This window comes from Cohnella lupini (assembly GCF_003386205.1).
GTDB classification, from domain to species: Bacteria; Bacillota; Bacilli; order Paenibacillales; family Paenibacillaceae; genus Cohnella; species Cohnella lupini.
Window position 1 is genome coordinate 146,198 of record NZ_QRDY01000002.1, and the last position, 23,697, is coordinate 169,894.

The following is a 23,697-nucleotide window of genomic DNA, read 5'->3' on the forward strand; positions in this document are numbered from 1 at the left end:
TACCTGTAAACACAACAAGGGAGGCGTAAAGGATATGAAGCGTTTATTCAGCAGTGCAGTCATTCTATTGCTTATGTCCGCTGTTCTCGCAGCATGCGGAGGCAACAATAATAAAGAGGTTAGCGGCAGTTCGGAAAGTCCTTCGTCTTCATCGTCTTCATCGCCATCATCATCTAATGCAAGCACCGGGGAAAAAGTTAAGCTGACGATGGGCAGCTGGAGAACGGATGACAAAGCCGTCTACGAGAAAATTATCAAAGAATTCAACAAACAATACCCGAATATCGAAATTGAATTCGCGCCAACCAAATCCACTGAGTACAACGCGGTATTGAGTACCGCATTGCAAACCGCGAGCGGTCCCGATATCATTCATCTTCGTCCGTACGCAGCCGGTATTGCGCTTGGAGAAGCCGGATATATCGAGCCGATCAATGACCTGAAAGGGCTAGACGTATTCTCCAAGGATGTGCTCGCCGCGTCAACGGGAAAAGACGGAAAAACCTATGGAGTTCCGATGGCTCTCAACATAGTAGCCATTATGTATAACAAAGACCTGTTTGCGAAATACAACCTTGCGGAGCCGAAAACTTGGGACGAGCTCATTCAAATTTCCAAAACGTTAAAAGAAAACGACGTGACGCCATTCGCCATGGGAACCAAAGACAGCTGGATTCTATCCCTTACGCAAGGTGCTATCGGACCATCCATATACGGGGGCACCGAGTTCGCACAAGGACTCGTAAGCGGGCAGAAGAAATTTACCGACCCTGCTTATGTTAAATCTCTTCAAACCATGAAAGATTTGCAAGAGTTCTTCCCGGACAAATATACCGGAATCGGCTCCGAGGATATGAGAACGTTATTCGTGACCGGCCAAGCCGCGATGTACGTAATGGGGGATTTCGATCTCTCCGTCGTAAAATCGATGAATCCGGAAATGAACGTAGACGTGTTCCCGGTACCTTCTCAATCGGCGGGAGGCAGTCCTACCGTGACGACTTACGTAGACGGCTCCTACGCCGTAAATACGTATTCCAAGCATAAAGAGGAAGCGAAGAAGTTTCTGGAATTCACAACGACTAAAGAATTCGGCAATCTATTTGCCAACGAAATGAAACGCGTAAGTCCGATTCCGGGAGTAGTGGCATCGGATCCGCTCGTAGCCAAATACGCGGGATTCGCCGACTCTATCTCGACTCCTTACGTCATGGTCACTAATTTCAACGGGGGTAACCCGACGACTAAAGTAACGTTGGAAAACGAAATGCAGGCGATGTACTTCGGTAAGAAAACGCCTGATGAAGTCGCTCAAGCCGTACAATCCATTACGGATACTTGGTTCAAGCCTTAATGGTTGACTAATGAACTAAGAATTCGGATTTTGGCAAATCCCCGGAAGTCGATCGTACTATGAGAGCAGAAATTCATAGATTTGAGAAGGCTTCCGGGATTAAATTTTCTAATCAAGCAAGCGGGGGGAAAGGTCTACCATGGACAATCAGCCTAAAAGATTAAACCAGAGAAAATGGTCCATTCATCTATTCCCGATTCCGGCCCTCGCGATTTATTTGCTTTTCATCGTTTATCCAATTATTGCAGCTTTTTCGTACAGTCTATACGACTGGCAGGGAATTAAACGACTGAGCTTTGTCGGCGTTTCCAATTTCAAGAAATTATTGACCGTCGAACCTTTTAACACTATGTTTCAAAATGCGCTTGAGCATAATGTCATATACTTCGTAGTTCAAATGGTCGTACAGAACGGATTCGCTTTTTTGCTGGCGTATTTCATTTACCAGCGAATTAAGGGTTCTGGATTTTTGAAAGTCGCGTATTTTCTCCCGAGGTTACTTTCCGTTATCGTAGTTGGTTTTCTGTGGAAGCTTATATTGAATCCGACATATGGGACGTTAAATGTCCTGCTTGATAAATTAGGATTGGACGCTCTTGCCTTGACTTGGTTAGGCGATCCGAATACGGCACTGCTATCAATCATTTTAGTAAACTGTTGGTTTGGAGTCGGGCTGTCGCTGCTTATTTTCCTGGCAGGATTACAGTCGATTCCGAGTGAAATCATTGAAGCCGCGCGTTTGGACGGAGTCAAGGGTTTCCGTATGATCGCAACGATGATCCTTCCTTTGATTATGCAGCCGTTGATTATGATTACGGTACTTACCTTTATTCAATCGTTCGAAGCGTTCGAACTTGTTTACGCGATGCAGGGCTCAATGGGAGGACCGTACTACTCGACGGATACGTTAGCCGTATTCTTCTATAGAACGGCATTCGGAGGCTCATCGGACGGTTCCGCTTCTATCGGAATCGGTTCAGCGCTTGCCGTGGTCATGTTTGCGTTAATAGCAGTCATAACGGCATTCTTCTTGGCCCTTACAAGGAAGGTGAACCGGTCATGAGACCATCCATGACGTATAGAACGATACAGCATTTGATCGGTTACGCTTTTGCCGTATTAAGCTTGTATCCCGTGTTTCTGATGATTGCCTCGTCGTTCAAGACCACCATCGCCATCTTTACTCATCCTCTGGCTTTGCCGGAAAAGATATCGTTCGTTGCATACGATAAGCTGTTAGACCAGATGCCCTTCGGCCATTATCTGTGGAACAGCGTCCTCGTATCCGGAGCAAGCGTAGCGTTGATACTGATCTCAAGCGCGTTTGCGGCTTATTACATTTCGAGAACGCATTATAAATGGAACTCGGCGTTATTATTTATTTTTCTCCTTGGCATGATGATCCCTATCAAACTCGGGATCGTACCTCTATTCTTGCTTATGAAGAACTTAGGATTATCGAATACGCTGTGGTCTCTTATTTTGATTTATACGGCAATCGGTATTCCACTCGGGATTATGATTATGGCGGGATTCTTCAAAACGCTGCCTAAGGAATTGGAGGAAGCGGGAAGGATCGACGGATGCAACGATATGCAGATTTTGTCTCGCATCGTAATACCGCTTATGCGTCCGGCGATCGGAACCGTCATGATCATCAATTTCGTTACGGCGTGGAACGACTTCTTCTTTCCTCTCATCTTTATCCAAGATGAAGTTATGAAGACGATACAGGTAGGAATGATGTCCCTTTTCGGAGAGTACGAATCCGATTGGAGCACGCTTTTCGCCGGCTTGACGTTGGCATCGCTTCCTATGGTTTTGATGTTCGTGTTTGCGTCTCGTCAATTTATGGATGGAATGACAGCAGGCGCCGTCAAATAGACCGGCAACTAAGAGGAACAACAGGAGGGAATTGAATGGAAGATTTAAACCATCTCGTGACCGAGCAGCGCAACGAAAGAACTCGGGACTTAAGCGAGTTGAGCATACATGAAATTGCCGGCATCATGAACTTGGAGGATCGCAAAGTAGCCGAATCGGTCCATTTGGCATTGCCTATTATCGGCAAAGCTATTGAAGTTATCGTAAAAGCAATCGATCAAGGTGGCAGATTGATTTACATCGGTGCGGGCACGAGCGGTCGGCTAGGAGTGTTGGATGCCAGCGAATGCCCGCCGACGTTCGGGGTGGACGATCAAACCGTGCAAGCCGTTATGGCTGGCGGTGCCGGCGCATTCATTAAAGCCGTAGAGGGAGCGGAAGATGACGAGGATCAGGCTTCAATCGATCTGCAGAGCAGGAAATTGTCATCGCTTGACGTGGTCGTCGGATTGACGGCAAGCGGCAGGACTCCTTATGTGAAAGGCGCGCTCAGGTATGCCAAACAAATGGGAGCTGCGTCGATTTCAGTTACCTGCAACCGAAATTCGATCGTCAGCTTATATGCCGATCATGCGATCGAGGTTGAAGTCGGGCCGGAGGTTCTGACGGGCTCTACTCGGCTTAAGGCGGCGACAGCTCAAAAGATGGTACTGAATATGCTGACGACGACAAGCATGATCAAGCTGGGAAAGGTATATCAGAACTTGATGATGGACCTGAACGTCAGCAATATTAAACTGAAGGAACGTGCCCGTAACATCGTGATGGAGGCCACGGGTGCCGATTATGAAATAGCGGAACGCGCATTGACGCTTGCGAACAATCATGTAAAAACCGCGATCGTGATGATAGAAGCTGAGACAGATGTTTTGATGGCACGAAAGGCGCTGGATGAAACGAAGGGATTCGTTGCCCAAGCGATCGTTTCGGCGCGTTCGAGCTTGAGAGAGCAGGTGTAAGAGATGAAGTATGTCATCGGCATCGACGGAGGCGGAACTAAAAGTCTGCTACACATGGCGAAACTGAATGGAAACTTGATACTTGAGCTTCAGGGAGGACCTACGAATCTGTACGCACAAGGCAATGAGGCCGTGGGACAGGCGCTAAAGAATCTGTTAGGTCAAGCCATGGAGGCCTCGGGGGAGACAATAGCGGATTGCGCTGCGATTTGCCTGGGCAGCGCGGGAGCCGACCGACCCGAAGAGCATCGAGCTCTAATCGGCATGATCCAAGGATGCGGAGTGACAGGAACGATAACGATCACGAACGATGCCGAGCCCGTGCTCGTCGCGGCAAGCGGCAAGAGGGAAGGAATCGTGGTCATTTCCGGGACCGGCTCGTTGGCCTTCGGCCTGGATAAGACCGGCAAGCGGACGAGAGTCGGCGGATGGGGACACTTGATCGGCGACGAGGGAAGCGGGTACGATATCGGAATGCGGGCCATCCAAGCTGCCTTTCGTAGCCATGACGGACGGGAATCACCTACTTCTTTGCTTGAGCTCATCCTGAAGGAGCTCGAATTCGATCGTGTGGAACAATTGATACCGTTCGTGTATCAAAAAGCGGGGAAGCAGGATATCGCCGCATTAGCTAAACTCGTGAACGAAGCATACATGGCCGGAGACGAAACGGCAGCAAGAATATTGACGGATGCGATAAATGAGCTTTATCAAATGACTCGTACGATCATTAAGGCCCTTGAATTCGAGAATAAAGAAATCGCGCTTGTATGCAATGGCAGCGTATTTGGCCGGATCGATTACGTCTATCGGGAATTCGCAAAGCGGGTGACGGATGAGTTTCCTCTCATCCGAGTCGTTACGCCGAAGCGCGATGCGGCTTTCGGAGCGGCGCAAATTGCGCTGTTATCGCTCTGAAACAACTGATATAATGACAGTCTATACTAAATGCCATGAGGTGGATGGAAATGGAAGGCGGTCTGGTTCGGCTTCGGGCGATTGTAGATCATCTGACTCCTTCGGAGCGAAAGATTGCCCTTTATATATTGGAACATCCGGAACGAATCGTTCAAGCCTCGGTCGCGCAACTTTCGGAATGGAGCGGGGGTAGCACCGCAGCGATCATTCGACTATGCAAATCCATGGATGTTTCCGGCTTTCAGGAGCTTAAACTGAAGGTAGCCGGCGATCTGCACGGGACGGATACGAATTACGAGTACAATGAGATCCGCCCTCATGATTCTATTCAAAGCATTATAAACAGCATTTCTTCCAATTATATTCAATCGATTAAGGATACCGTAAAGATTCTCGACGTTAACCTCATCGAAAAGGCAGTTGAAGCCTTGCTTCATGCCAATCGAATATTTTTCTTCGGAATGGGCGCGTCCAATCTTATCGCGATAGATGCTCAGTATAAATTTATGAGAATCAATAAAACAAGCTTTTCGTTCGCCGACCCGCATATTCAAATTTCTTCGGCGACAACGCTCAAGCAGGATGACGTCGTCGTCGGCATCTCGTATTCAGGCGAGACGGATTTCGTCGTCAAATGCCTGAAGCATGCCCGGAAATCCGGCTCCACGACGATCAGTATCACGCGGTTGAGCGACAACACGTTGAGTTCATACGCCGACATACCGATCAAGATGACGTCAACCGAGAAGGAAATCCGCAGCGGGGCTTTATCGTCGAGGATTACCCAGCTAAACGTGATCGATATTCTTTACTTAGGCGTAGTCAGCCGGAATTACGAAGAGTCCATCGACTACTTGCAGAAAAGCCGGAAAGCGGTTCATGAAAAAGAATAAAGCTGTATGGAAACCTTGCGAGGCTGATGCCTTTCAAGGTTTTTTCTGTAATTACCAAGCTGGACATCCGGTGCGGTTTGATATAGCGGTTCGCTACCCGAAGGTTGGACAAACCCAGTCATGTTATCGGCACTCGCCTAATATAGATAAGAGTGAACGGTTGAACCGGTTGATCCGGTAAGCATGGAAAGGGTGAGGAGCATGCTGCACATCGTCGCCTGTATTAAGCAGGTGCCGGATACGAAGATCATCAAGATGAATCCGAAGACGAATACGATGGACCGCTCCAGCGCCCCGGCGATACTGAATCCGTACGATTCGCACGCGGTGGAAGAAGCGGTTCGGCTGCGGTCTCGTTACGGGGGCGTCGTGTCGGTGCTTACGATGGGGCCGCCTCCCGCGGTCAAAGCGATTAAAAAATGCATCGAGATCGGCGCGGACGAAGGGTATATGATCACGGATCGGGCGTTCGCGGGAGCGGATACTCTGGCGACTAGCTATGCGTTAACGAAAGCTCTTCAGAAGATCGCCGATATTCGGCCCATCGATCTGATCGTCTGCGGCAAGATGACTATCGACGGAGACACGGGTCAGGTAGGACCCGGCATCGCAAGAAGGCTGGATATGCCGCCGTTAACCTCCGTCAACAAGGTGGCCGAGATCAATCGGGAGGAAGGCTATGCCATCGTTCACCGGAAGCTGGAGGACGGTTACGAGGTCATCCGGTCGACTTTGCCATGCCTATTGTCGGTGGAGAAGGATATCAACGAAGTACCGTATTCCTCTCTTCCCAACATGTTAAGAGCCGCGCGTTATCAGCCGATTATCTGGTCCGTGGCGGATCTGGGAGAGATCGACAAAACGCAGCTCGGCTTGAAGGGGTCTCCGACGATCGTCAGCTCGGTATGGGCTCCGCAGAAGCCGCAAGGCGGCAAGCTGCTCGAAGGCTCCTACGATGAACAAATCAGACAGCTGTTAGACGTCGTTCTAACGCGCAAAGAACTATTCGAAGCGCAAGCCGGAGCGGGAGGTGGCGCTTCATGAACTTCGAGGATTATCGCGGAGTATGGGTGTTCATCGAGGAGAAGGACGGAGCCGTCGCGCCGGTATCCCTGGAATTGCTGGGAGCCGGGAGACTTCTGGCGGACAAAAGAAAGTCGCAGCTGGCGGGTGTCATAATCGGGGAAAACGTGAATGAGCTCGCCCGAATAACTCTGGAATACGGTGCCGACAAGGTATTCGTATACGACGATCCGATCTACCGATTCTATCGGACGGAAACGTTTATGAAGGCTATGCTTGCCTGCGTTGAGAAGCATAAGCCCGAAATTCTCCTCTATGGCGCAACGACGACGGGAAAAGATTTGGCGAGCGCGGTGGCGACGGATCTTCCGACGGGACTGACGGCGGATACGACCCAGTTGGACGTGGAAGAGGATACGGGACTGCTGCTGGCTAGCAGACCCGCGTTCGGCGGCAACATCATGGCGACGATCCTATGCAAGAAATATCGACCGCAGATGGCGACCGTTCGGCCTAAAGTAATGAAAGCGCTACCCCGCAACAAAGGAGCCGCCGGGGAGATCATCGAGGAGAGCATTCCGATCAAGGAAGACGATATTCGCACCAAGGTGTTGGAGATCGTTCGAACGACGACCCAGCGCGTTCGCATAGACGAAGCCGACGTCATCGTGGCGGGAGGCAAGGGACTCGGAGGGCCGGCCGGCTTCCGAGTCATCCACCAGCTGGCGGAAGCGATCGGAGCTGCCGTCGGAGCTAGCCGGGACGTGGTCGAGGCGGGATGGATCGAGCATCATCACCAGGTCGGGCAGACGGGAGCGACGGTGACGCCCAAAATTTATTTTGCCATCGGGATATCGGGGGCCATTCAGCACTTGGTCGGCATGCAGAATTCGGGGCTCATTATCGCCATTAACAAGGATCCCGGTGCTCCGATCTTCCAGTCCTCCCACTACGGTATCGTCGGGGATGCGCTAACGATCGTACCTATGCTAACCGAAGCATTCAAAACCGCGCTTGGAAGAAAGGAAGAGGTCGATGCCGGAAAAGTTTGATGCCATCGTCGTTGGTGCCGGCCCAGCCGGAATCGCCTGCGCATTCGAGTTAGCCAAGGCGGGCGTAAACGTGCTGCTCATAGAACGGGGAGAATATCCCGGCTCCAAGAATGTCATGGGCGGTGTGCTCTATCGCAAGATGATGGAGGAGATCATACCGGATTTCCACAAGGAAGCTCCATTGGAGCGGCCTATCGTAGAACAGAGATTCATGATGATGGATAAGACGTCGGCGGTTACCTTTTCTTACAAAGGCTTGGAGTGGGCGCAGGAACCGTTCAACAATTTTACGGTGCTGCGGGCGAAGTTCGATCAGTGGTTCGCGGCCAAAGCGGTGGAGAAAGGCGCCTTGCTGATCAACGAGACGGTCGTGCTGGAATGCATCGTGGAGAATGGCAAGGTCGTCGGAGTGAGGACGGACCGGCCGGACGGGGAAATCCGCGCGGACGTCGTCGTGCTGGCGGACGGGGTAAATTCTCTGTTGGCCAAATCGCTAGGATTCCATAAGGAATTCCGGCCGGACGAGGTCGCCCTGGCGACGATGGAAGTATTGAAGCTAGACAAGAAGATCATCGAAGACCGATTTAACCTCGAGGAAGGCCAAGGTTGTACGATCGAGCTGTTCGGGGACGCGACTAAAGGCATTCTCGGAACCGGATTCCTGTACACGAATAAAGATACGTTAAGCATCGGAGTAGGTACGTTACTTTCGGGGCTGATCAAGCATAAGATAAAGCCTTACGAGCTGATGGAATACGTGAAAACGCATCCGATGATCCGCCCGTACATCCAGGGAGCGGAACCGCAGGAATATCTCGCGCATCTCATTCCGGAAGGCGGCTACAATTCCATACCCAAGGTTGCGGGAGCGGGGGTATTGGTCGTCGGGGACGCGGCGCAGCTGGTCAACGCCATTCACCGCGAAGGCTCCAACATGGCCATGACATCGGGGAGAATCGCAGCCGAAACGATCGTTGCCGCGAGGGAGCGGGAAGATTTCTCGGAGGCGTCGCTGGATGATTACAGGAAACGGTTGATGGGAAGCTTCGTCGGCCAAGACATGAAGAAGTATAAGGATTCCACTCATCACTTCGATAAGTTCCCGCAATATTTCGAGAAATATATTCCGATGGTGAACCGCGCGGCAAGTCAAATGCTGACGGTGGACGGATCCTCGAAATGGGAGAAGCAGAAGAAAATATGGCGCGATATCGGTCCCGCGAAGCAGAAATTCAAGATTGCCCGCGATCTGTTCCGGGCATGGAGGGTGATGAAGTAATGAGCGAGCCGAGCGATTCGTCGAATGGTCCCAAGACGACCAGCATCGAGGAAAAGCAGTACCTGCTTCGATTCAACGCCGATACCCAATCTCACCTGCACGTGATGGATACCGAAGTCTGTATGACCAGCTGCCCGGACAAAATCTGTACGATTTTCTGTCCGGCGGAAGTGTACAAATGGGAAGAGATTCGCATGCATGTCGGCTACGAAGGCTGTCATGAGTGCGGAAGCTGCCGCATCGGGTGCCCTCACCAGAATATTAAGTGGGTGTATCCGAAGGGCGGGCACGGAATCGTCTTTCGACTCGGTTAACGGGGGTGTGGCGCGGGATGAAAATCGGCGATCATGTCGTATATGCGCAAGACGGAACTAAGGGTATCATCTTGGAAATCCATGATAATCTGTACCATATCATATGGGAGGATCACTTCAGCAGTTGGGAATACGCGGAACGTTTAACCGTACTCGAGGCTTACCCGTGAACGTTGACGGGTAAGCTTCTTTTTTATTGTGATCGTTCAAGCATTATGAGATGATTTTGGGTATAGGAGGCTGATGGACGATGAGAAAAATCGGAGGGGTTCTAGCGGGACTCTTATTGCTTCTCGGCTTGACGGCATGCTGGGGCTCGAATGAGCCGGCTGCTACCGACGGCGGCTCAAAGGAAACGGCGGATGAAATTGAGGGAATTACGTTCGAGAATCCGTTCGGAACGGAAAGCTTCGACAATCCCGTAGGGCTGGAGCATCGGGCAGGCTACGAAGACTTATTATACATCATCGAGCAACCGGGACGAATTATTAGCAAGAATCTGGCTCGCTCTTCGGACGAGCCCGAAGTCATTCTCGATATTACCGATCGCGTCTATGACGAGGGAGGGGAACAGGGGCTGCTCGGGCTTGCGTTCCATCCTAATGATTCCGATCGGGCTTACGTGAATTATACGACCGAGACCCATACGATCATCGCGCGTTACGATACGTTATCCGACGACCCGGAACGTCTGGATCCCGGCAGCGAGCATGTTCTGCTTAGCTTCGAACAGCCGTTTCCCAACCATAACGGAGGACAGCTGGCTTTCGGGCCGGACGGCTTCCTGTATATCGCGACCGGGGACGGCGGCGGGGGAGGAGATCCTCGTAACAATAGTCAAAACCTCGAAAGCCTGCTAGGAAAAATACTTAGAATAGACGTCGACCGTCAGACGGAGGGGAAAGGCTACTCGATTCCGGAGGACAACCCCTTCATCGAGAAGGGGAGACCGGAAATATACGCATACGGCATGCGCAACCCATGGAGGTTCAGCTTCGACCCGGAGGACGGCAAGCTTTGGGCGGCGGACGTCGGGCAGAATCGTTACGAAGAGATTAATCTGATAGAGAAAGGGGGCAACTACGGCTGGCGCATTCAAGAGGGCACGGAATGCTATAAGCCATCCTCGGGATGCGATTCATCGGGACTGGAGCAGCCGATATTCACGTACGGCCGAGATCAAGGCGTATCCATTACGGGGGGATACGTATACCGGGGGAAGGCGTTACCTGAGCTTGCGGGTTGGTATGTTTACGCGGATTACGGAATGGGAACGTTGTGGGCGTTGCGTCAGCGCGAAGACGGAACGATAGAAAACAGGACGTTGCTGCAGCCCGAAGAGAACATTACCTCTTTCGGCAGGGATGCGGAGGGCGAGCTCTATGTTTGCACGCAGGGAGGCCAAATCTTTAGAATAATTTAGAGGGTTACACATAGACGCAAGTCCGATTTCCCACTATAATACTAATGTTAATTGGAAAATGATTCCCAGATTACACCTATTATGCGGAGGATGAGACACGCGTGTTATGCCTAAATTGCGGTCAGCTTAATCAAACAGCGAAATTTTGCGTGAAATGCGGAACGAATCTCCTTTTATCGGCAACTTCGGAGACGGCGAATGACGATTCTCGCCCGTACGTAGAGCCTTATGATCTATCGAAATCGAATGAGAGCGAGAACGAACAGCCTCTTCCGCAACGGTCGGCAGCCTACCGCCCGAGCGAAGCGCGAGCTCGGCCTAACCCGCAGCTCGAGCAGGCGAAGCGAATGAGCAAGCAGTATGTATCATTTTTCGTAGATGCATTGAAAAGCCCTGTTCGAACGGGCAGGAATACGACGGGCGACCACATGTTTAACGGGTTGATTACATTCATCCTATTGTCCCTGATCGTACCTTTGATCGTCTATTTCCAGCTTCGGGCGGGAATCGGTAGACTCGGCATATTCGGAGAACTTATCCCCGTGCATTTTAGCACCGTCGTCGTAAGGCCGTTTTTCTACTTGGTCATCATCCAGCTGCTCGTGAATTCGGTCATCTTCTTCGTGCTAAAGCCGGGCAATACGGGTGCGAACTTTCGGGAAGTGACCGCGCGCTTCGGAACCTTACTAGTCCCGTCCGTCGCTTTCTTCCTGTTCGCTTTGCTTTTTTCCCTCTTGGACAGCTCTACCTTAACGAGCTTCGGTATCGTTATGGGGCTATTATCTTGGTGCGTTGCCGTTTGTTTCGTTATCTATAGCTTCAAGGAACGACACGAGACCGGTTTGGATGCTTTCCATGGCGTCATTATTACTTTTATCGTAACGATTATTCTGATTGCCCTATTGGGAGACGATATCGCTTCATCCCTCTTCCGGGGTATGAGAAACTCTATTTTCTAGAAGACACGACATCAAGAGCGAGGTGATTGAGATCGCACCCGTACAACCTAAGAAGCTAGCGATCAAGCTTTCGAAGAAGGCCGCCATATTTATAGCAAGCGGATTAATAGCCATCCTTCTACTAATTGCCGGGGCGTATTGCCTGGGCAAGTATTTAACGGATGAACAAAGGCTGTTGGATAGATTCGAGCATGCGGTACAAGCGGACGAAGCCGACAAGCTGCTTAAGCTGCTGTCGTCATCTAACGAGGACATTCCATTCGAACGGAAGACGGCCGAAGGCATCGCGGAGTATCTGAAGGCAGATAAGGCAGAATTGGATACGTTGATGGAGCGCCTTCGTTCCGAGGGGAAGCGTCTTAGGTCGGGCGAAGCGCAATCGTTCGATAATGACGAAGACGCGGCGTTCGTTTACTTGAGCAAGAAGGACAAGAAACGATGGTTCTTATACGATGACTACGAATTTAAGATCAAACGATATAGGATTCCGGTACGAACGAATTACGAAGGCGCCGCAATCCGGGTTGACGGCGAAGAGCTCGCGACTGCCGGCGAGGACGGGTCAACGGTCGAGATCGGACCTTTCCTTCCCGGTCAGTATGAGATCGAGGCCCAGTACCAAGGAGAGTATACGACTCTTGCTAGCAAGGAAAAGGTAGCCTTGTTCCCGATGGGAAGCTACCGGGATACGGTGGATATCGAGCTTGAGGGCGATTACGTAAACGTAACTGCCAGCAACAGCTACGCAAGAATTATCATTAACGACTATGACATCGACTTAGTCGTGGGGGACGGGCAGAGGATCGGGCCGATCGCGATAGACGGCTCCAACAAAATGCGCGTGGAGATGGAGTACCCTTGGGGCAAGACGAAGAGCGAGGAGCTTGCTATCGATACGGATCAGCTCACCTTTAAGATTGACGAATTGGACGAAACCGATAAAGAAGAAATCATGGACGCGGCTTATGATTTCGCGTCCAGTTGGATGGACGGATTCGAGGCGCGCGACGTCGACAAAATTCGCAGCGTGAGTCCGGACCGGATCGCCGATCTGACGGAGTATTTCGCCGACATGGTAGATACCGACGAATATTATAAGGGCGAGCTTCGCAAGTTGTCCTTCGATCTGGAAGGCTTCGACGTTAACCAATACGACGAGGAAACGTATACGGCATCCGTCAAAGCACGCCTCGATTATAGCGAAGTATTCTACTACGGCGGCTTCGGCGCGGAGCCGGAGCTCGCGGACGGTACGAACTATACGCAGTACGAATTACAGTACTCGAATGGCCGATGGGAGGTCTCGGATTGGAGCTTGACTGACTCCTTCGACGTCGGAGCGGTAAACACGAAGGTTTACGAGTAATAGGCAGGCACACAATCCGCCGCGGCTTCATTCTCATATATCGATTAAAGGTTTAACGGGGATGAGGATGGTGGTTCGGTTGATGATCGTTGTTCGGAGACGGGTCAAAGCGGGGGCAAGACTCGTGCCGAGGTATCGGGGGAGGCTTGCGGGTGCGCCTTCCGTCGGCGGAGCGAAGCGCAAGATCCTGAAGACCTCGCTATGGTTGCGAAAAGGAAAGTAAGGAGAGAGAAGCTTCCGATCCTCGGGATACGGAGCTTCTTTTTTTTTGCGTATTGGGACATATGTCCTTTTGCGAGGGGAATAATGCCTATACAATGGGTAATTACAGGGATCCGTGTCCGTTCATTTCCGTTCAGGGTGGTTAATATGAAGAAAATCAATGATCCGGAGGCGCTAAGGAGCTTAATGGATCAGCATCGGATAAGCGGTCTATTCAACATGGGAACGGAAGCCGCGATGGAGCTCTACTCCTTCGATAAAGGCGAAAACGTCTGCTCGGTTGACGACCCTATCGATCACTTGTTCATGCTCGTGAAAGGCAAAATCAAAATCTACCGCGTACTGCCCAACGGGAAGTCTATTCTCATACGCTTCTACAACCCGCTCAGCACGATCGGGGATTTAGAAATGCTTAACGATCTAACCGCGCGAAGCACGGTGGAGTCGGTGAACGATACGATATTCATAGGAATTCATCGGCAGGCTCTCGAGGAAACGGCGTATCAAGATCCGGCTTTTCTTCGGTTCGTCATGAAACACCTAGCCTATAAGCTCCATACCTTCTCTAACGCCTCGAGCTTGAATTTGCTGTATCCGGTAGAGACGCGATTCGCCAGTTATCTCGTTTCCATTACCATGGACGATAACGATCAAGCGCAGATCGAAGAGATCAAGACGGGGAAGCTGACCGAGATCGCGGAGATGCTGGGCACGAGTTACCGTCATCTGAATCGGGTCATCTCTCAATTCGCCGAGGAGGGTATCGTGGAGCGCACAAGGGGTTCTCTGTTCGTGAAAGACATTCAACGGTTGAAGCAGCTGGCGAACGGCAATTTGTACAGCTAAAGCATGGGGGTTATCGGCATGGTAGGAGCGATCTATGCGATCGTCGCGGGAATTATGGTCAGCATGCAAAGCATATTCAACGTTCGTGTAAGCGAGAGAGCGGGCTTCTGGCTCACGAACGTCATCGTTCACGGGTCGGGATTCGTCGTCTCGTTGATTCTGTTCTTGCTGATCAAAGACGGAAGTCTGTCCAAGATGCAAGGCGTCAACAAGCTTTACCTGCTAGGAGGGTGCATGGGCGTCATTATCGTGTTCAGCGCGATGAAGTCCGTCACGGCGCTTAATCCGGCTTATGCGATCGCCATTATGCTGATCGTCCAGCTTATCGGGGCGTTGGCCGTGGAAAGCTTCGGTTGGTTCGGCGTCGACAAGGTCGCGCTCTCGGCGAACAGATTGATCGGTATAGGAGTTATGATCGCGGGCGTCGTCGTGTTTAAGTATAAATAGAATAGGCGAATAGCTTCCTTCGAATCCCCTTCGCTCAGACGAGCGTTGCGGGATTTTTTCTGCGCGGAAGGCGTCAATGAAAAAGAGACGGCATCATAGCCGCCTCTTAGCGTTTACGAGGTAGGTTCTTCCTTGAACTGGCTGAGGAATTGCTTCGGAACGTCCGTCTCGAAGCGCATTAGCTTGCCTGTCGTCGGATGCTCGAAGGCGAGCACGCGGGCATGCAAGCCTAACCGGGAGAACGGCTTCGTCTTGGCGCCGTATTTTTTGTCGTTCGCGACCGGGTGGCCGATGTCCTGCATATGAACGCGGATCTGGTTTTTGCGGCCGGTTTCCAGATGAACCTCCAACAGAGAGTAATTTCGGCTTGCCCGGATCACTTTATAATGGGTTACCGCGTGCTGTCCGTCGTTCGGAGTAAAGCTGGAGTACATCTTAAGCGTCGAGGTTTCCTTGAGCCAGGAGGTGATCGTTCCTTGGGTTTTCTTCACCATGCCTTCTACCAACGCCACGTACATGCGCTCCTTCACGATATCCTTCCAGCCCTCTTGCATTTTCTGCTGGACTTTCTCGCTTTTGGCGAACATCATCACTCCCGAGGTTTCCCGATCCAATCGGTGCAGGACGAAAATACGGTTAGTCGGATTGTCGAGCCGGACGTGCGCGGTTAGCTGCCGGTATGCGGTCAGTTCGGTTTCCTTGTCCGTCGCGATGGAGAGCAGTCCGGCGTCTTTGTTGACCACGATGATCGCGTCGTCCTCGTGAAGAATCCGAAGTCCGACGAGCGGAGGAGCGACCGTCGTCCGGTCTTTGCGCACCGTAACGATTTGACCCGCGCGCAGCGGATGATTATATAGCTTCTCTACACGATCGTCGACCGACACTTGGCCATGTGCGAGTAACGACTTGACGGAGTTCCGTCCTTGCGGCGCGAGCTTGTCCAACAGGAACAATAGTAGCTCGCCGCTCTCCGTTACCTTGAAAGTTTTCGGAGGCGTTTGGCTCCGGTTAAAAGCCCCGCCATGGGGGCGGGGCGGTTTGTTTCCGTTTCTCATAGGGAATCATTCTTTCCTTTCGCACGTTGCATTATTGCAGGTGGATTAATTATACCCTATTTCGCGCTCGGGCAGAACGTACAACTTTAGTTGCTTGATGGGATCGCGCTTAACATATAGGATACGGACATAACATTGATAACAGGGGACGGGTTCCATAATGAGAGAGCGCAGTAACGCAAATTCCCATAATCGATCGCCTTTTATCGGCGCTGTAAGATCGGCGACCCGCACTCCGACCATTGGCGGACATCGACAACAGCACATGTTAGGTGCGCATAGACAGCAAGAATCCGAACCGGAACTGCAACAAACTGTCGGAAATCAGGCCACGCAGCAACTGCTCGCGTCCTCGGCGACGGACGGAAACAAGACTGATCCATATACGATCAACCCATATGAAAGAAACCCATATGAAAGAAACCCATATGAAAGAAACCCGTATGAGAGCGATGGCAATTACGGGAGGGGAAACGAGTCGGTAGACGATATGGAATCCGAAGAGGCGGAGATCAATGGTTTTTCCATGAAACCGATGGGAGACGGGATGAGACGTTACGACATTCTTCCCCAGAAACCTTATCCGCACATGGCGGCAGATATGGAGTCTACGACCTTTTATGCGGATACCGACGACAAACGTACCCCTTACAAGCGCGAATTCGACGAACAGGGCCGACTAACCAACAAATCGGATAACAGCCATACGAATTCAATCGGAGCAGAAAGACCCGGGGCGGAAGGGGCAAAAGCCGATCGGCATATTTTCGCGATGGACTGGCAGGGGGAGTTTTACTCGGCGGATGCCATCAAAGAAAACAAGCAACGTTCGCAAGAGGCTAAGGATGCGAATCGAAACCAAATGCAACGTTTCCATCATTCCAGCTTCTTAGGAGGAGATGATGTAGCGGGAGCGGGGGAAATGCAAGTCCGCGATGGCCAAGTCGAATTGGTATCCGATACGAGCGGACATTATCGCCCGGGCTCTAAGCAAATGATTCAGACGGTAAAGCAGCTCGAGAAGAATAACGTTCCCATGGAGAAAATGGGCGTCGAATTTGTCGGGAAATCCGGAATAAACAACGGATATCCCATGCAAGCATCCGCATCGGAACTGCTCGCGTACAGTGAGCATAATCCGGAGAACGCGGAGAAACAAATGCGCGAAGAACACCGCAAGAAAAACGAAACGCTACGCCATCTGTTGAAGAATGGTCAGGTTGCGGATATGAAGCCTTCGGATAATAAAAACAATCAAGAAATACGGAACAAACATAACATGTCCAAACAATTGCAAAGATTCGGCAATATGAAGCCTTCCTACCTCAAAGGATCGAACAAACATAAAACGGAGACCCATAAGGACAAGATGTTAAGCGAACTGCTGGCCGCAACCAAACGGAAGCCGCAAGAGACGGCTTCCCCTTCCGAGCAGAAGATTTAGCCTTTGACGTGAAGGCCTTCCTTTCCCTAGGCTGCGGTGCCATGCTTCTGCCGGAATAAACGATTAAAGCATGCACTATGTAACGCTCATGAAATTGACGGTGTATGTTAACGGACGGCTAGTTCCTTTAAGAGTTTTAAGTCCCGTCACGGTAACCGTGTATCGATCCCCCGCCTTAAATTTCGCGATGCCGTCCGGACGGAAAATAATCGCCGTTCCGGAGCCGTATCCGTGGGTCTCTAAGTTAAAGTAAGCCCCCTTCTCCGATACCTTTCCGTTTTTCGAGGACAACATCCATGTTTTTTTGTCGCTGAGACGCTTGACGTACACTTTGATGCCGCTCTCGACGGGTAGCTTGAACTTTATCATGTTAAGGCTGATCGACCACGCGTAATACGAATCGAATATTTCTACTGGAAAGGCTCCCGCCGCAGGGTATGCGACGTAGTCGTAGTCGACGGTCTTCGGGCGGCTCTTATCGAATACTTGCATCGCGGAATAGGACCAATCGTCCTCGCTATCGGCAAGACCGAAGCCTACCTTCAATAGAGGTGGATTCAGAATCCATCTGCGGTGTCCGAGAACGGGAAGATTGCCGGTGTCGGAGTCTTCCATGTATGCCCCGACAGAGTGGGCGACGATATGATCGTCGAATCCGGAGGAGGCGTATATATTGGCGCTGCTAGTGGAAGCCAATCCTTTGGCGAAAAAGCTTTGCGGCATGTCGGCCGGTTTGGGAGGCGTGTGGCTGAAGTTATCTTCGGCTGCCATCAGAACGGAACCGTATTGGGCTTGCGCGTTAAGCGACGAAGTCGAAATGACGTCGTGCGGCAGTCCGCTGATGAATCGATAGAAGTTGACGGCATTAACGCCGTCGAGAATATATTGCGGCTTTAATATTCCGGGAGTATATGGCGATGCGACGGTCGGCTGGCGCACGAAAGGAATATTGAAGTCGGCGGACGGATTCATGAGCTTGGTCCATTGTGCTTTGATCTCCTGAGCCGTTCTCGCAGGAAGCTTGCTATCCGATAGGGATGATGCCGCGAAAGCTTGTCCTGTCAGGAGCGATAGCATAAACGAAAGGACGACGGCAATCTTGAAGGCATAGGAAATCGGTTTACGTTCCATGTTGTCAGCTCGCTTTCGGGGAGAATGCGATTATGAACAATAAGCGATGTTCGTCCTATATTTATTCTCGGCAAAAAAGGTTATTCCTGTCAGCTTGACGATTAGCGATTCACCGTGTATAGTGTGTATATGGATATACACACATGAACAGTGATTAGGGAGGAATTCCCATGAGCCACCGGCAAGCATTGAAGTTTCTCGGGTCTTATATATGGAAACGGGAACGATTCGGACTTATTTTTACGCTTATATTCGCGGTATATTTGGGTGCCATAATCAGTCTTAACCTTGACGGTTTATATGGGGGATACGATCAAGAACCTAGAGCCGTAAACGGCATAACCGATTGGTTATACTTGACGATGTTTCCCATATTCGGCTTGGTGATGAATAAATCCGCTTTCGGGATGTGGCGCGACGATTATTATTCCAAACGGCTTGCCCATTGGAGAACGATGCCGATTCCCATTCGCGCGATCGTTCAAGCGAGGTTGTTGCAATCCATGCTCACGATTCCGATCTCCGGTACAATATTCCTTGTCCTCCAGTATGCGATGGCTCCACATTTCCGGGATGCGGTATCGCCTGCGCAGTGGTTGGTGCACGGACTCATCTGGGGGATATACGCACTGATCGGAAATGCCTATTACGTTTGGCTTGAGCTCGGATTCAGCGCCAAGAAATACGTCGTTCTCTATTTTGGATACATGGCATTGACGTCCATCCTAAGCATAGTGCTCGCATGGCAGAAAATTTATTTGTTCCAAGGAATCCTTCGGCTTATCGCCGATGGCTACGGCGGCGTTATGATACTCGGGTTGGCCATCATAGCCGGGTTAGCGACCTGGGGCGGCTATCGGGCAACGATACGACGAATTAAATCGAGATCGATGACTTTCTAATCCTCATCGACTGAAAGCGAGGTGAGCTTGTGTGGCTGCCGATACGCATAGACGAACAACGTCCTGAACCGCTATACCACCAGATCGAGGTGCAGCTTCGCGGGCTCATCCTCGGCGGGCAATTGGCGGAAGGCACGCTGCTTCCTTCCATCCGGGAGCTTGCGGTCTCGCTGAAATGCAGCGCCATTACCGTTCGAAGAGTGTATCAGGATTTGGAGAACGAAGGCTTAATCCGAACGAGGCAAGGAACGGGCACCTTCGTTGCGGGAGTGGAGCTTGTTGCTAAAGACGAACATCGGTTGGAACGGGCTGCCGAGGAACTGGAACGCGCGGTGGACGAAGCGTTACGTCTGCAATGCACGCCAGAGGAGTTGAAAACGATCTTCGAGAGGATCATTCGCGGTAAGACGGAGGAACACAAGGGGGAAATACGATGACGGCCATGAGCTTAGGAACGAATACGGCGATATCGTTGCGAGGAATCAAGCTGCAGCATGATAAGTTTACTCTTGGCCCGCTTCATTGCGAGATTCCCCGCGGGATGGTTACGGCTATCGTCGGACCGAACGGCTCCGGTAAGAGCACGTTATTCCGAGCTATCCTCGGGCTAGAGCCTCTCCAATCGGGCGAGATCGAGGTGCTGGGATCGAAGATTGATTTCGGGGAAGACGATTCATACAAAGCTCGAATCGGCTTTCTTGCGGAAAACCCTCATGCTCACGAGAATAGCTTTACCGCCGACGAGAAGGCCCAATTCGCCTCCCACTGGTATCCCGGATGGGATTGGGAGCGGTATCGCAAGCTATTGCGGCATTTCGACGTGGACGGTAGCGTAAAATTATCTAAGCTGTCCAAGGGGATGCGACGAAAAGTCGAGCTTGCTATCACGTTGGCGCACGATCCCGAGCTGCTGTTGTTGGATGAACCTTCGTCCGGCCTCGATCCGTTTGCTTGGAAGACGATGCTTGAAGAGTTACAACGCTACTTGGAGCCGGGCGATCGTACTTTGATTCTCGCTACTCACATCCTGGAAGAAATCAGGCGGTTGGCGGACTATATCCTGTTTCTCAATCGGGGAAAGATTTTGGGTTTATACGAGAAAGATCGACTTCTGGACGATTGGAGAACGATAGTCGTACAACAGCATGAAGCCAAAGGCTTCGGTAACGAGGCGCTGCAGCGAACTCCTGGTTTGCAAGGATTGGCGGAAGCCGGACCCGGCGTGTACCGCTTGGAAGTGAACGAGCCCGAGCAAGGGGAAGCCTATTGCCGTTCTAACGGATTTCAGGTGCTGGCGGTTCAGCGCATGGAACTGGAAGATATATTAAGCTGTTTGATCCGGAAGGAGGAAGCTAAACGATGAACTCGCTTCAAGTCGAACGAATCATTAAAAATTATGGCGACAAAACGGCGGTAAACGGCCTCAGCTTCAATGTGGCGGAGGGTGAAATTTACGGATTGCTTGGTGCCAACGGTGCCGGCAAAACAACGACGATGCGCATGGTTTTGGGACTTATTTTACCGGACGAGGGCAACATTCGTTATCTGGGCAAAGCCTACGGCAAAGAGCAGCTTAGCATGCTGGGGTACTTACCGGAGGAGAGGGGCATGTATCCGAAGATCAAGGTGAACGAACAAATTGTTTATCTGGCTCAGCTCCGCGGAATGTCCCGCAAGGATGCCGACCAGAACCTGAAGCGTTGGCTCGATAAGTTTCAGGTACCCGAATATTACGGCAAGAAGGTCGAAGAGCTGTCCAAGGGAAATCAACAAAAAATTCAATTTATCGCGGCCGTCATCCATAATCCTAAAATTCTTATCCTCGACGAAGCGTTCAGCGGATTGGATCCGGTCAACGTAGAGCTGCTGAAATCGACGGTCAAGGAGCTTCGCGACGGCGGCACGAGTATCGTATTCTCCACTCACCGTATGGAGCACGTGGAAGAGTTATGCCGCAATATTACGATCATGCATAAGTCCAACCCGGTACTGCAAGGACCGATCAAAGACATCAAGAAGAAATTTCCGCAGGAGCGGGTCATGGTGACGGCCGCGGAAGGCAGTATCGCCGGCTTGGAATCGATCGCCGGTGTCGAGAAAGTCATTCGTCACGAGCATGGCGGTTACGAGCTCAAAGTGAGCTTGCCGGATGCCGGTCAACGAATTCTGCAGCATGCGATGTCGCAAGGTCCGATTACGCGCTTCGAAGTGATGGAGCCGACGCTTAACGAAATCTTCATTAAGACGGTAGGTGAAAACCATGAATAACGGCTTATGGACGGTGCTGGTATTTACTCTTCGGAACAAAATGCGGAGCAAGGCTTTCATAATCATGACATTAGTATTGGCGGTATTGCTTGTCGTTGTCGGAAATCTTCCATACTTAATCGATAAGCTCAGCGGGGGAGACAAGGCCACGAAAGTCGGCTATGCGGAAGGTCAACAGCCCGCCGTCGTGCAGGGGCTGAAGGATTATTACGGACAATTGCCCGAGCCCGATATCGAGCTCGTATCCATTGCCGGTTCGGAGCAACAGTTAAAGGATGCTCTAGAGAAGGGCGATGTCAGCGGATATCTGCTCTTCGCGGACGATGCGGCAACCGGATTCCCGAAAACGACCTATAACGCGAAGAGCGCGTTCGAAGGCGGTACGTCCTCGTCCTTGACGGGAGCACTCCAGAAGGTCAAGACGGATATGATCATCAAGGACGCCGGCATGAGCGACGAGCAGAAAACTCAATTGTCCACGCCGGTATCGCTGGAGACGCAGAAGGTCAGCTTCTCCAATGAACAAGGCAAAACCGAGGAAGAGCAAGGGATGGCTATCGCCCTCACTTATGTGATGATCATTCTGCTGTTCATGGCGGTAATGATCAGCGGTCAATTGATCGCTACTGAGATCACGGCCGAGAAGAGCTCCCGCGTCATGGAGATTATCGTGACGAGCGTTTCCCCGTTGAAGCAGATGTGGGGCAAAATTCTCGGAACATTCATCGTAGCCATGGTTCAGCTCATCATTCTCATCGGCGCTTTGGTAGCCAATCTTATGCTGCCTCACAATTCCGAATCGCTCGATCAACTCGGAATCGACTTAAGCGTGCTCGATATGTCCTTGGTCGTATACGCGGTATTATTCTACTTGGCGGGCTTCTTCCTGTACGCGACGCTGTTCGCCGCGATCGGGTCGATCGTCAGCCGGACGGAGGATCTCGGCCAAGCGCTGCTCCCGGTTACGATGCTTACGCTGGTCGGCTTCTACATCGCTTTGTTCGGACTCACGCATCCGGATCATATTCTGATTCTGGTGTGCCAATATATCCCGTTCTTCTCGCCGTTCCTCATGTTCCTCAGGATCGGCTTGGCCGAACCGGCTTGGTGGGAGATCGTTCTGTCCATCGGAATCCTGTTGGCCTCGATTCTCGGAATCGGCTGGCTCTCCGCGAAGATCTACCGCGTCGGCGTTCTGATGTACGGCAAACGCCCGTCGGTGAAAGAAATCGCGAAGGCTATGCGGGCTTATAAGGTTTAAGTACTTTGAAAACCTCGTTATAGTGATGGTGGTTATAATTCAGACTGAGTACAACATCATTTGAGACTTTTATTGGTTACAAATAAGACTAGTTATCGAGCCAATGAGATCAAACTCCTGATCTCATTGGCTTTTTGCGTGGAAGAATGTTTACTTGGATGACGTAAAATTATTGCGCACCAGAATTTGCGGCCTTAAGAGGCAACAAAAAAGTAGAGTTGAACCAAAAAGAATTTATTATCGGTAATGGTGTCTTACAAGGAACGCTTTGCGAAATTGGTTGATTATGCAAAGGGTTTCTATCGAATGAATTGCCGGTCCCAAACTGTTAACTGATGTACCTTCCACAGATTAAGGGACATAAATAATAAGCGCTGTTACAATTGTAGCAGCGTAGGAAACAAGGCAGTTGAATATCGGCGGCGCAGTGAAGCTCTCAATTTTTTTTAGAGCTCTTTTTTGTTTTTTTGTTCAAATATTATCATCCTTGCGAAATACTATGACATTAACAGCGTTGTTGAAATGGTAATTTTTTGAATATTTACTTTTTAGTTTAAATTGAGGTAGGCAATATTCGGAAAATATTGACACGAATTATTTTGTTTGATAGATTCATCTGTAGGTTATGAGTCATGTTGGTGTAATGTAATCTAACATAGAAAACGTTTTATTAAATTAATTAGAAGAAAGGTGGATA

The 23,697-nt window shown here is 50.8% G+C and carries 25 protein-coding genes; 23 read left to right on the top strand and 2 right to left on the bottom strand.

Annotated features, from left to right (window positions below; genetic code table 11):
• The first annotated feature begins 34 nt into the window (after positions 1-34).
• The 17 genes from DFP95_RS05005 (at position 35) to DFP95_RS05075 (ending at position 14,939) form a co-directional block, all read left to right on the top strand.
• Positions 35-1,354 (top strand): ABC transporter substrate-binding protein, encoded by a 1,320-nt coding sequence (locus tag DFP95_RS05005; protein ID WP_115991489.1) that lies wholly within the window; start codon positions 35-37, stop codon positions 1,352-1,354.
• Between the two features lie 139 nt (positions 1,355-1,493).
• On the top strand, positions 1,494-2,417 hold the full coding sequence (locus DFP95_RS05010) for a carbohydrate ABC transporter permease (protein ID WP_115991490.1): 924 nt from the start codon (positions 1,494-1,496) through the stop codon (positions 2,415-2,417).
• Entirely contained in the window at positions 2,414-3,238 is an 825-nt protein-coding gene (locus DFP95_RS05015; protein ID WP_115991491.1) for a carbohydrate ABC transporter permease, read from the top strand. Before DFP95_RS05010 ends, DFP95_RS05015 begins: the two co-directional genes overlap by 4 nt.
• 35 nt (positions 3,239-3,273) lie before the next feature.
• The gene (murQ, locus tag DFP95_RS05020; RefSeq protein ID WP_115991492.1) at positions 3,274-4,197 is read left to right on the top strand and encodes an N-acetylmuramic acid 6-phosphate etherase; all 924 of its coding nucleotides are present in this window, start codon (positions 3,274-3,276) and stop codon (positions 4,195-4,197) included.
• A gap of 3 nt (positions 4,198-4,200) precedes the next feature.
• Entirely contained in the window at positions 4,201-5,115 is a 915-nt protein-coding gene (locus DFP95_RS05025; RefSeq protein WP_115991493.1) for a BadF/BadG/BcrA/BcrD ATPase family protein, read from the top strand.
• A 50-nt stretch (positions 5,116-5,165) separates the two neighbouring features.
• Positions 5,166-6,008, top strand: coding sequence for a MurR/RpiR family transcriptional regulator (locus DFP95_RS05030; protein WP_115991494.1), 843 nt, complete (start codon positions 5,166-5,168; stop codon positions 6,006-6,008).
• A 201-nt stretch (positions 6,009-6,209) separates the two neighbouring features.
• Positions 6,210-7,052, top strand: a complete 843-nt coding sequence (locus DFP95_RS05035; protein ID WP_115991495.1) for an electron transfer flavoprotein subunit beta/FixA family protein — start codon at positions 6,210-6,212, stop codon at positions 7,050-7,052.
• Positions 7,049-8,083, top strand: a complete 1,035-nt coding sequence (locus DFP95_RS05040; RefSeq protein WP_115991496.1) for an electron transfer flavoprotein subunit alpha/FixB family protein — start codon at positions 7,049-7,051, stop codon at positions 8,081-8,083. Before DFP95_RS05035 ends, DFP95_RS05040 begins: the two co-directional genes overlap by 4 nt.
• The gene (locus tag DFP95_RS05045) at positions 8,067-9,362 is read left to right on the top strand and encodes an FAD-dependent oxidoreductase (protein WP_115991497.1); all 1,296 of its coding nucleotides are present in this window, start codon (positions 8,067-8,069) and stop codon (positions 9,360-9,362) included. Before DFP95_RS05040 ends, DFP95_RS05045 begins: the two co-directional genes overlap by 17 nt.
• Positions 9,344-9,676, top strand: a complete 333-nt coding sequence (locus DFP95_RS05050; RefSeq protein ID WP_425453242.1) for a ferredoxin family protein — start codon at positions 9,344-9,346, stop codon at positions 9,674-9,676. Before DFP95_RS05045 ends, DFP95_RS05050 begins: the two co-directional genes overlap by 19 nt.
• A gap of 17 nt (positions 9,677-9,693) precedes the next feature.
• Positions 9,694-9,846 carry a hypothetical protein gene (locus DFP95_RS28800; RefSeq protein ID WP_181907262.1) on the top strand — a complete coding sequence of 51 codons (153 nt, stop codon included), beginning with the start codon at positions 9,694-9,696 and terminating at the stop codon, positions 9,844-9,846.
• Positions 9,847-9,926: 80 nt separating this feature from the next.
• On the top strand, positions 9,927-11,099 hold the full coding sequence (locus DFP95_RS05055; protein WP_115991499.1) for a PQQ-dependent sugar dehydrogenase: 1,173 nt from the start codon (positions 9,927-9,929) through the stop codon (positions 11,097-11,099).
• A 101-nt stretch (positions 11,100-11,200) separates the two neighbouring features.
• Entirely contained in the window at positions 11,201-12,058 is an 858-nt protein-coding gene (locus tag DFP95_RS05060) for a zinc ribbon domain-containing protein (RefSeq protein WP_115991500.1), read from the top strand.
• 22 nt (positions 12,059-12,080) lie between these two features.
• Positions 12,081-13,424, top strand: coding sequence for a TcaA 3rd/4th domain-containing protein (locus DFP95_RS05065; RefSeq protein ID WP_115991501.1), 1,344 nt, complete (start codon positions 12,081-12,083; stop codon positions 13,422-13,424).
• 67 nt (positions 13,425-13,491) lie between these two features.
• Complete coding sequence (locus tag DFP95_RS28805; protein ID WP_181907263.1) at positions 13,492-13,647, top strand: hypothetical protein; 156 nt, start codon at positions 13,492-13,494, stop codon at positions 13,645-13,647.
• A gap of 146 nt (positions 13,648-13,793) precedes the next feature.
• A complete protein-coding gene (locus tag DFP95_RS05070; RefSeq protein WP_181907264.1) occupies positions 13,794-14,492 on the top strand; it encodes a Crp/Fnr family transcriptional regulator in 699 nt (232 codons plus the stop codon).
• An 18-nt stretch (positions 14,493-14,510) separates the two neighbouring features.
• Entirely contained in the window at positions 14,511-14,939 is a 429-nt protein-coding gene (locus tag DFP95_RS05075; protein ID WP_115991503.1) for a DMT family transporter, read from the top strand.
• A gap of 113 nt (positions 14,940-15,052) precedes the next feature.
• Here DFP95_RS05075 and DFP95_RS05080 read toward each other — a convergent pair whose 3' ends face one another.
• Positions 15,053-15,994 (bottom strand): RluA family pseudouridine synthase, encoded by a 942-nt coding sequence (locus DFP95_RS05080; RefSeq protein ID WP_115991504.1) that lies wholly within the window; start codon positions 15,992-15,994, stop codon positions 15,053-15,055.
• Positions 15,995-16,154: 160 nt separating this feature from the next.
• Here DFP95_RS05080 and DFP95_RS05085 point away from each other — a divergent pair, with 160 nt between their 5' ends.
• Entirely contained in the window at positions 16,155-17,438 is a 1,284-nt protein-coding gene (locus tag DFP95_RS05085; RefSeq protein ID WP_115991505.1) for a hypothetical protein, read from the top strand.
• Positions 17,439-17,513: 75 nt separating this feature from the next.
• Here DFP95_RS05085 and DFP95_RS05090 read toward each other — a convergent pair whose 3' ends face one another.
• Positions 17,514-18,569 (bottom strand): CAP domain-containing protein, encoded by a 1,056-nt coding sequence (locus DFP95_RS05090; protein ID WP_115991506.1) that lies wholly within the window; start codon positions 18,567-18,569, stop codon positions 17,514-17,516.
• A gap of 170 nt (positions 18,570-18,739) precedes the next feature.
• On the opposite strand from DFP95_RS05090, the gene DFP95_RS05095 reads away from it, so the two are divergent.
• From DFP95_RS05095 to DFP95_RS05115, 5 genes are read left to right on the top strand one after another with little or no spacing between them, the layout of a single operon-like run.
• The gene (locus DFP95_RS05095; protein ID WP_115991507.1) at positions 18,740-19,471 is read left to right on the top strand and encodes a hypothetical protein; all 732 of its coding nucleotides are present in this window, start codon (positions 18,740-18,742) and stop codon (positions 19,469-19,471) included.
• 29 nt (positions 19,472-19,500) lie between these two features.
• Positions 19,501-19,908, top strand: a complete 408-nt coding sequence (locus tag DFP95_RS05100) for a GntR family transcriptional regulator (RefSeq protein WP_115991508.1) — start codon at positions 19,501-19,503, stop codon at positions 19,906-19,908.
• Positions 19,905-20,834, top strand: a complete 930-nt coding sequence (locus DFP95_RS05105; RefSeq protein WP_115991509.1) for an ABC transporter ATP-binding protein — start codon at positions 19,905-19,907, stop codon at positions 20,832-20,834. The genes DFP95_RS05100 and DFP95_RS05105 overlap by 4 nt, the downstream gene beginning before the upstream one ends.
• Positions 20,831-21,739 (top strand): ABC transporter ATP-binding protein, encoded by a 909-nt coding sequence (locus DFP95_RS05110; RefSeq protein WP_115991510.1) that lies wholly within the window; start codon positions 20,831-20,833, stop codon positions 21,737-21,739. The genes DFP95_RS05105 and DFP95_RS05110 overlap by 4 nt, the downstream gene beginning before the upstream one ends.
• Complete coding sequence (locus tag DFP95_RS05115) at positions 21,732-23,000, top strand: ABC transporter permease (RefSeq protein WP_115991511.1); 1,269 nt, start codon at positions 21,732-21,734, stop codon at positions 22,998-23,000. Before DFP95_RS05110 ends, DFP95_RS05115 begins: the two co-directional genes overlap by 8 nt.
• The last annotated feature ends 697 nt before the right edge of the window (positions 23,001-23,697 follow it).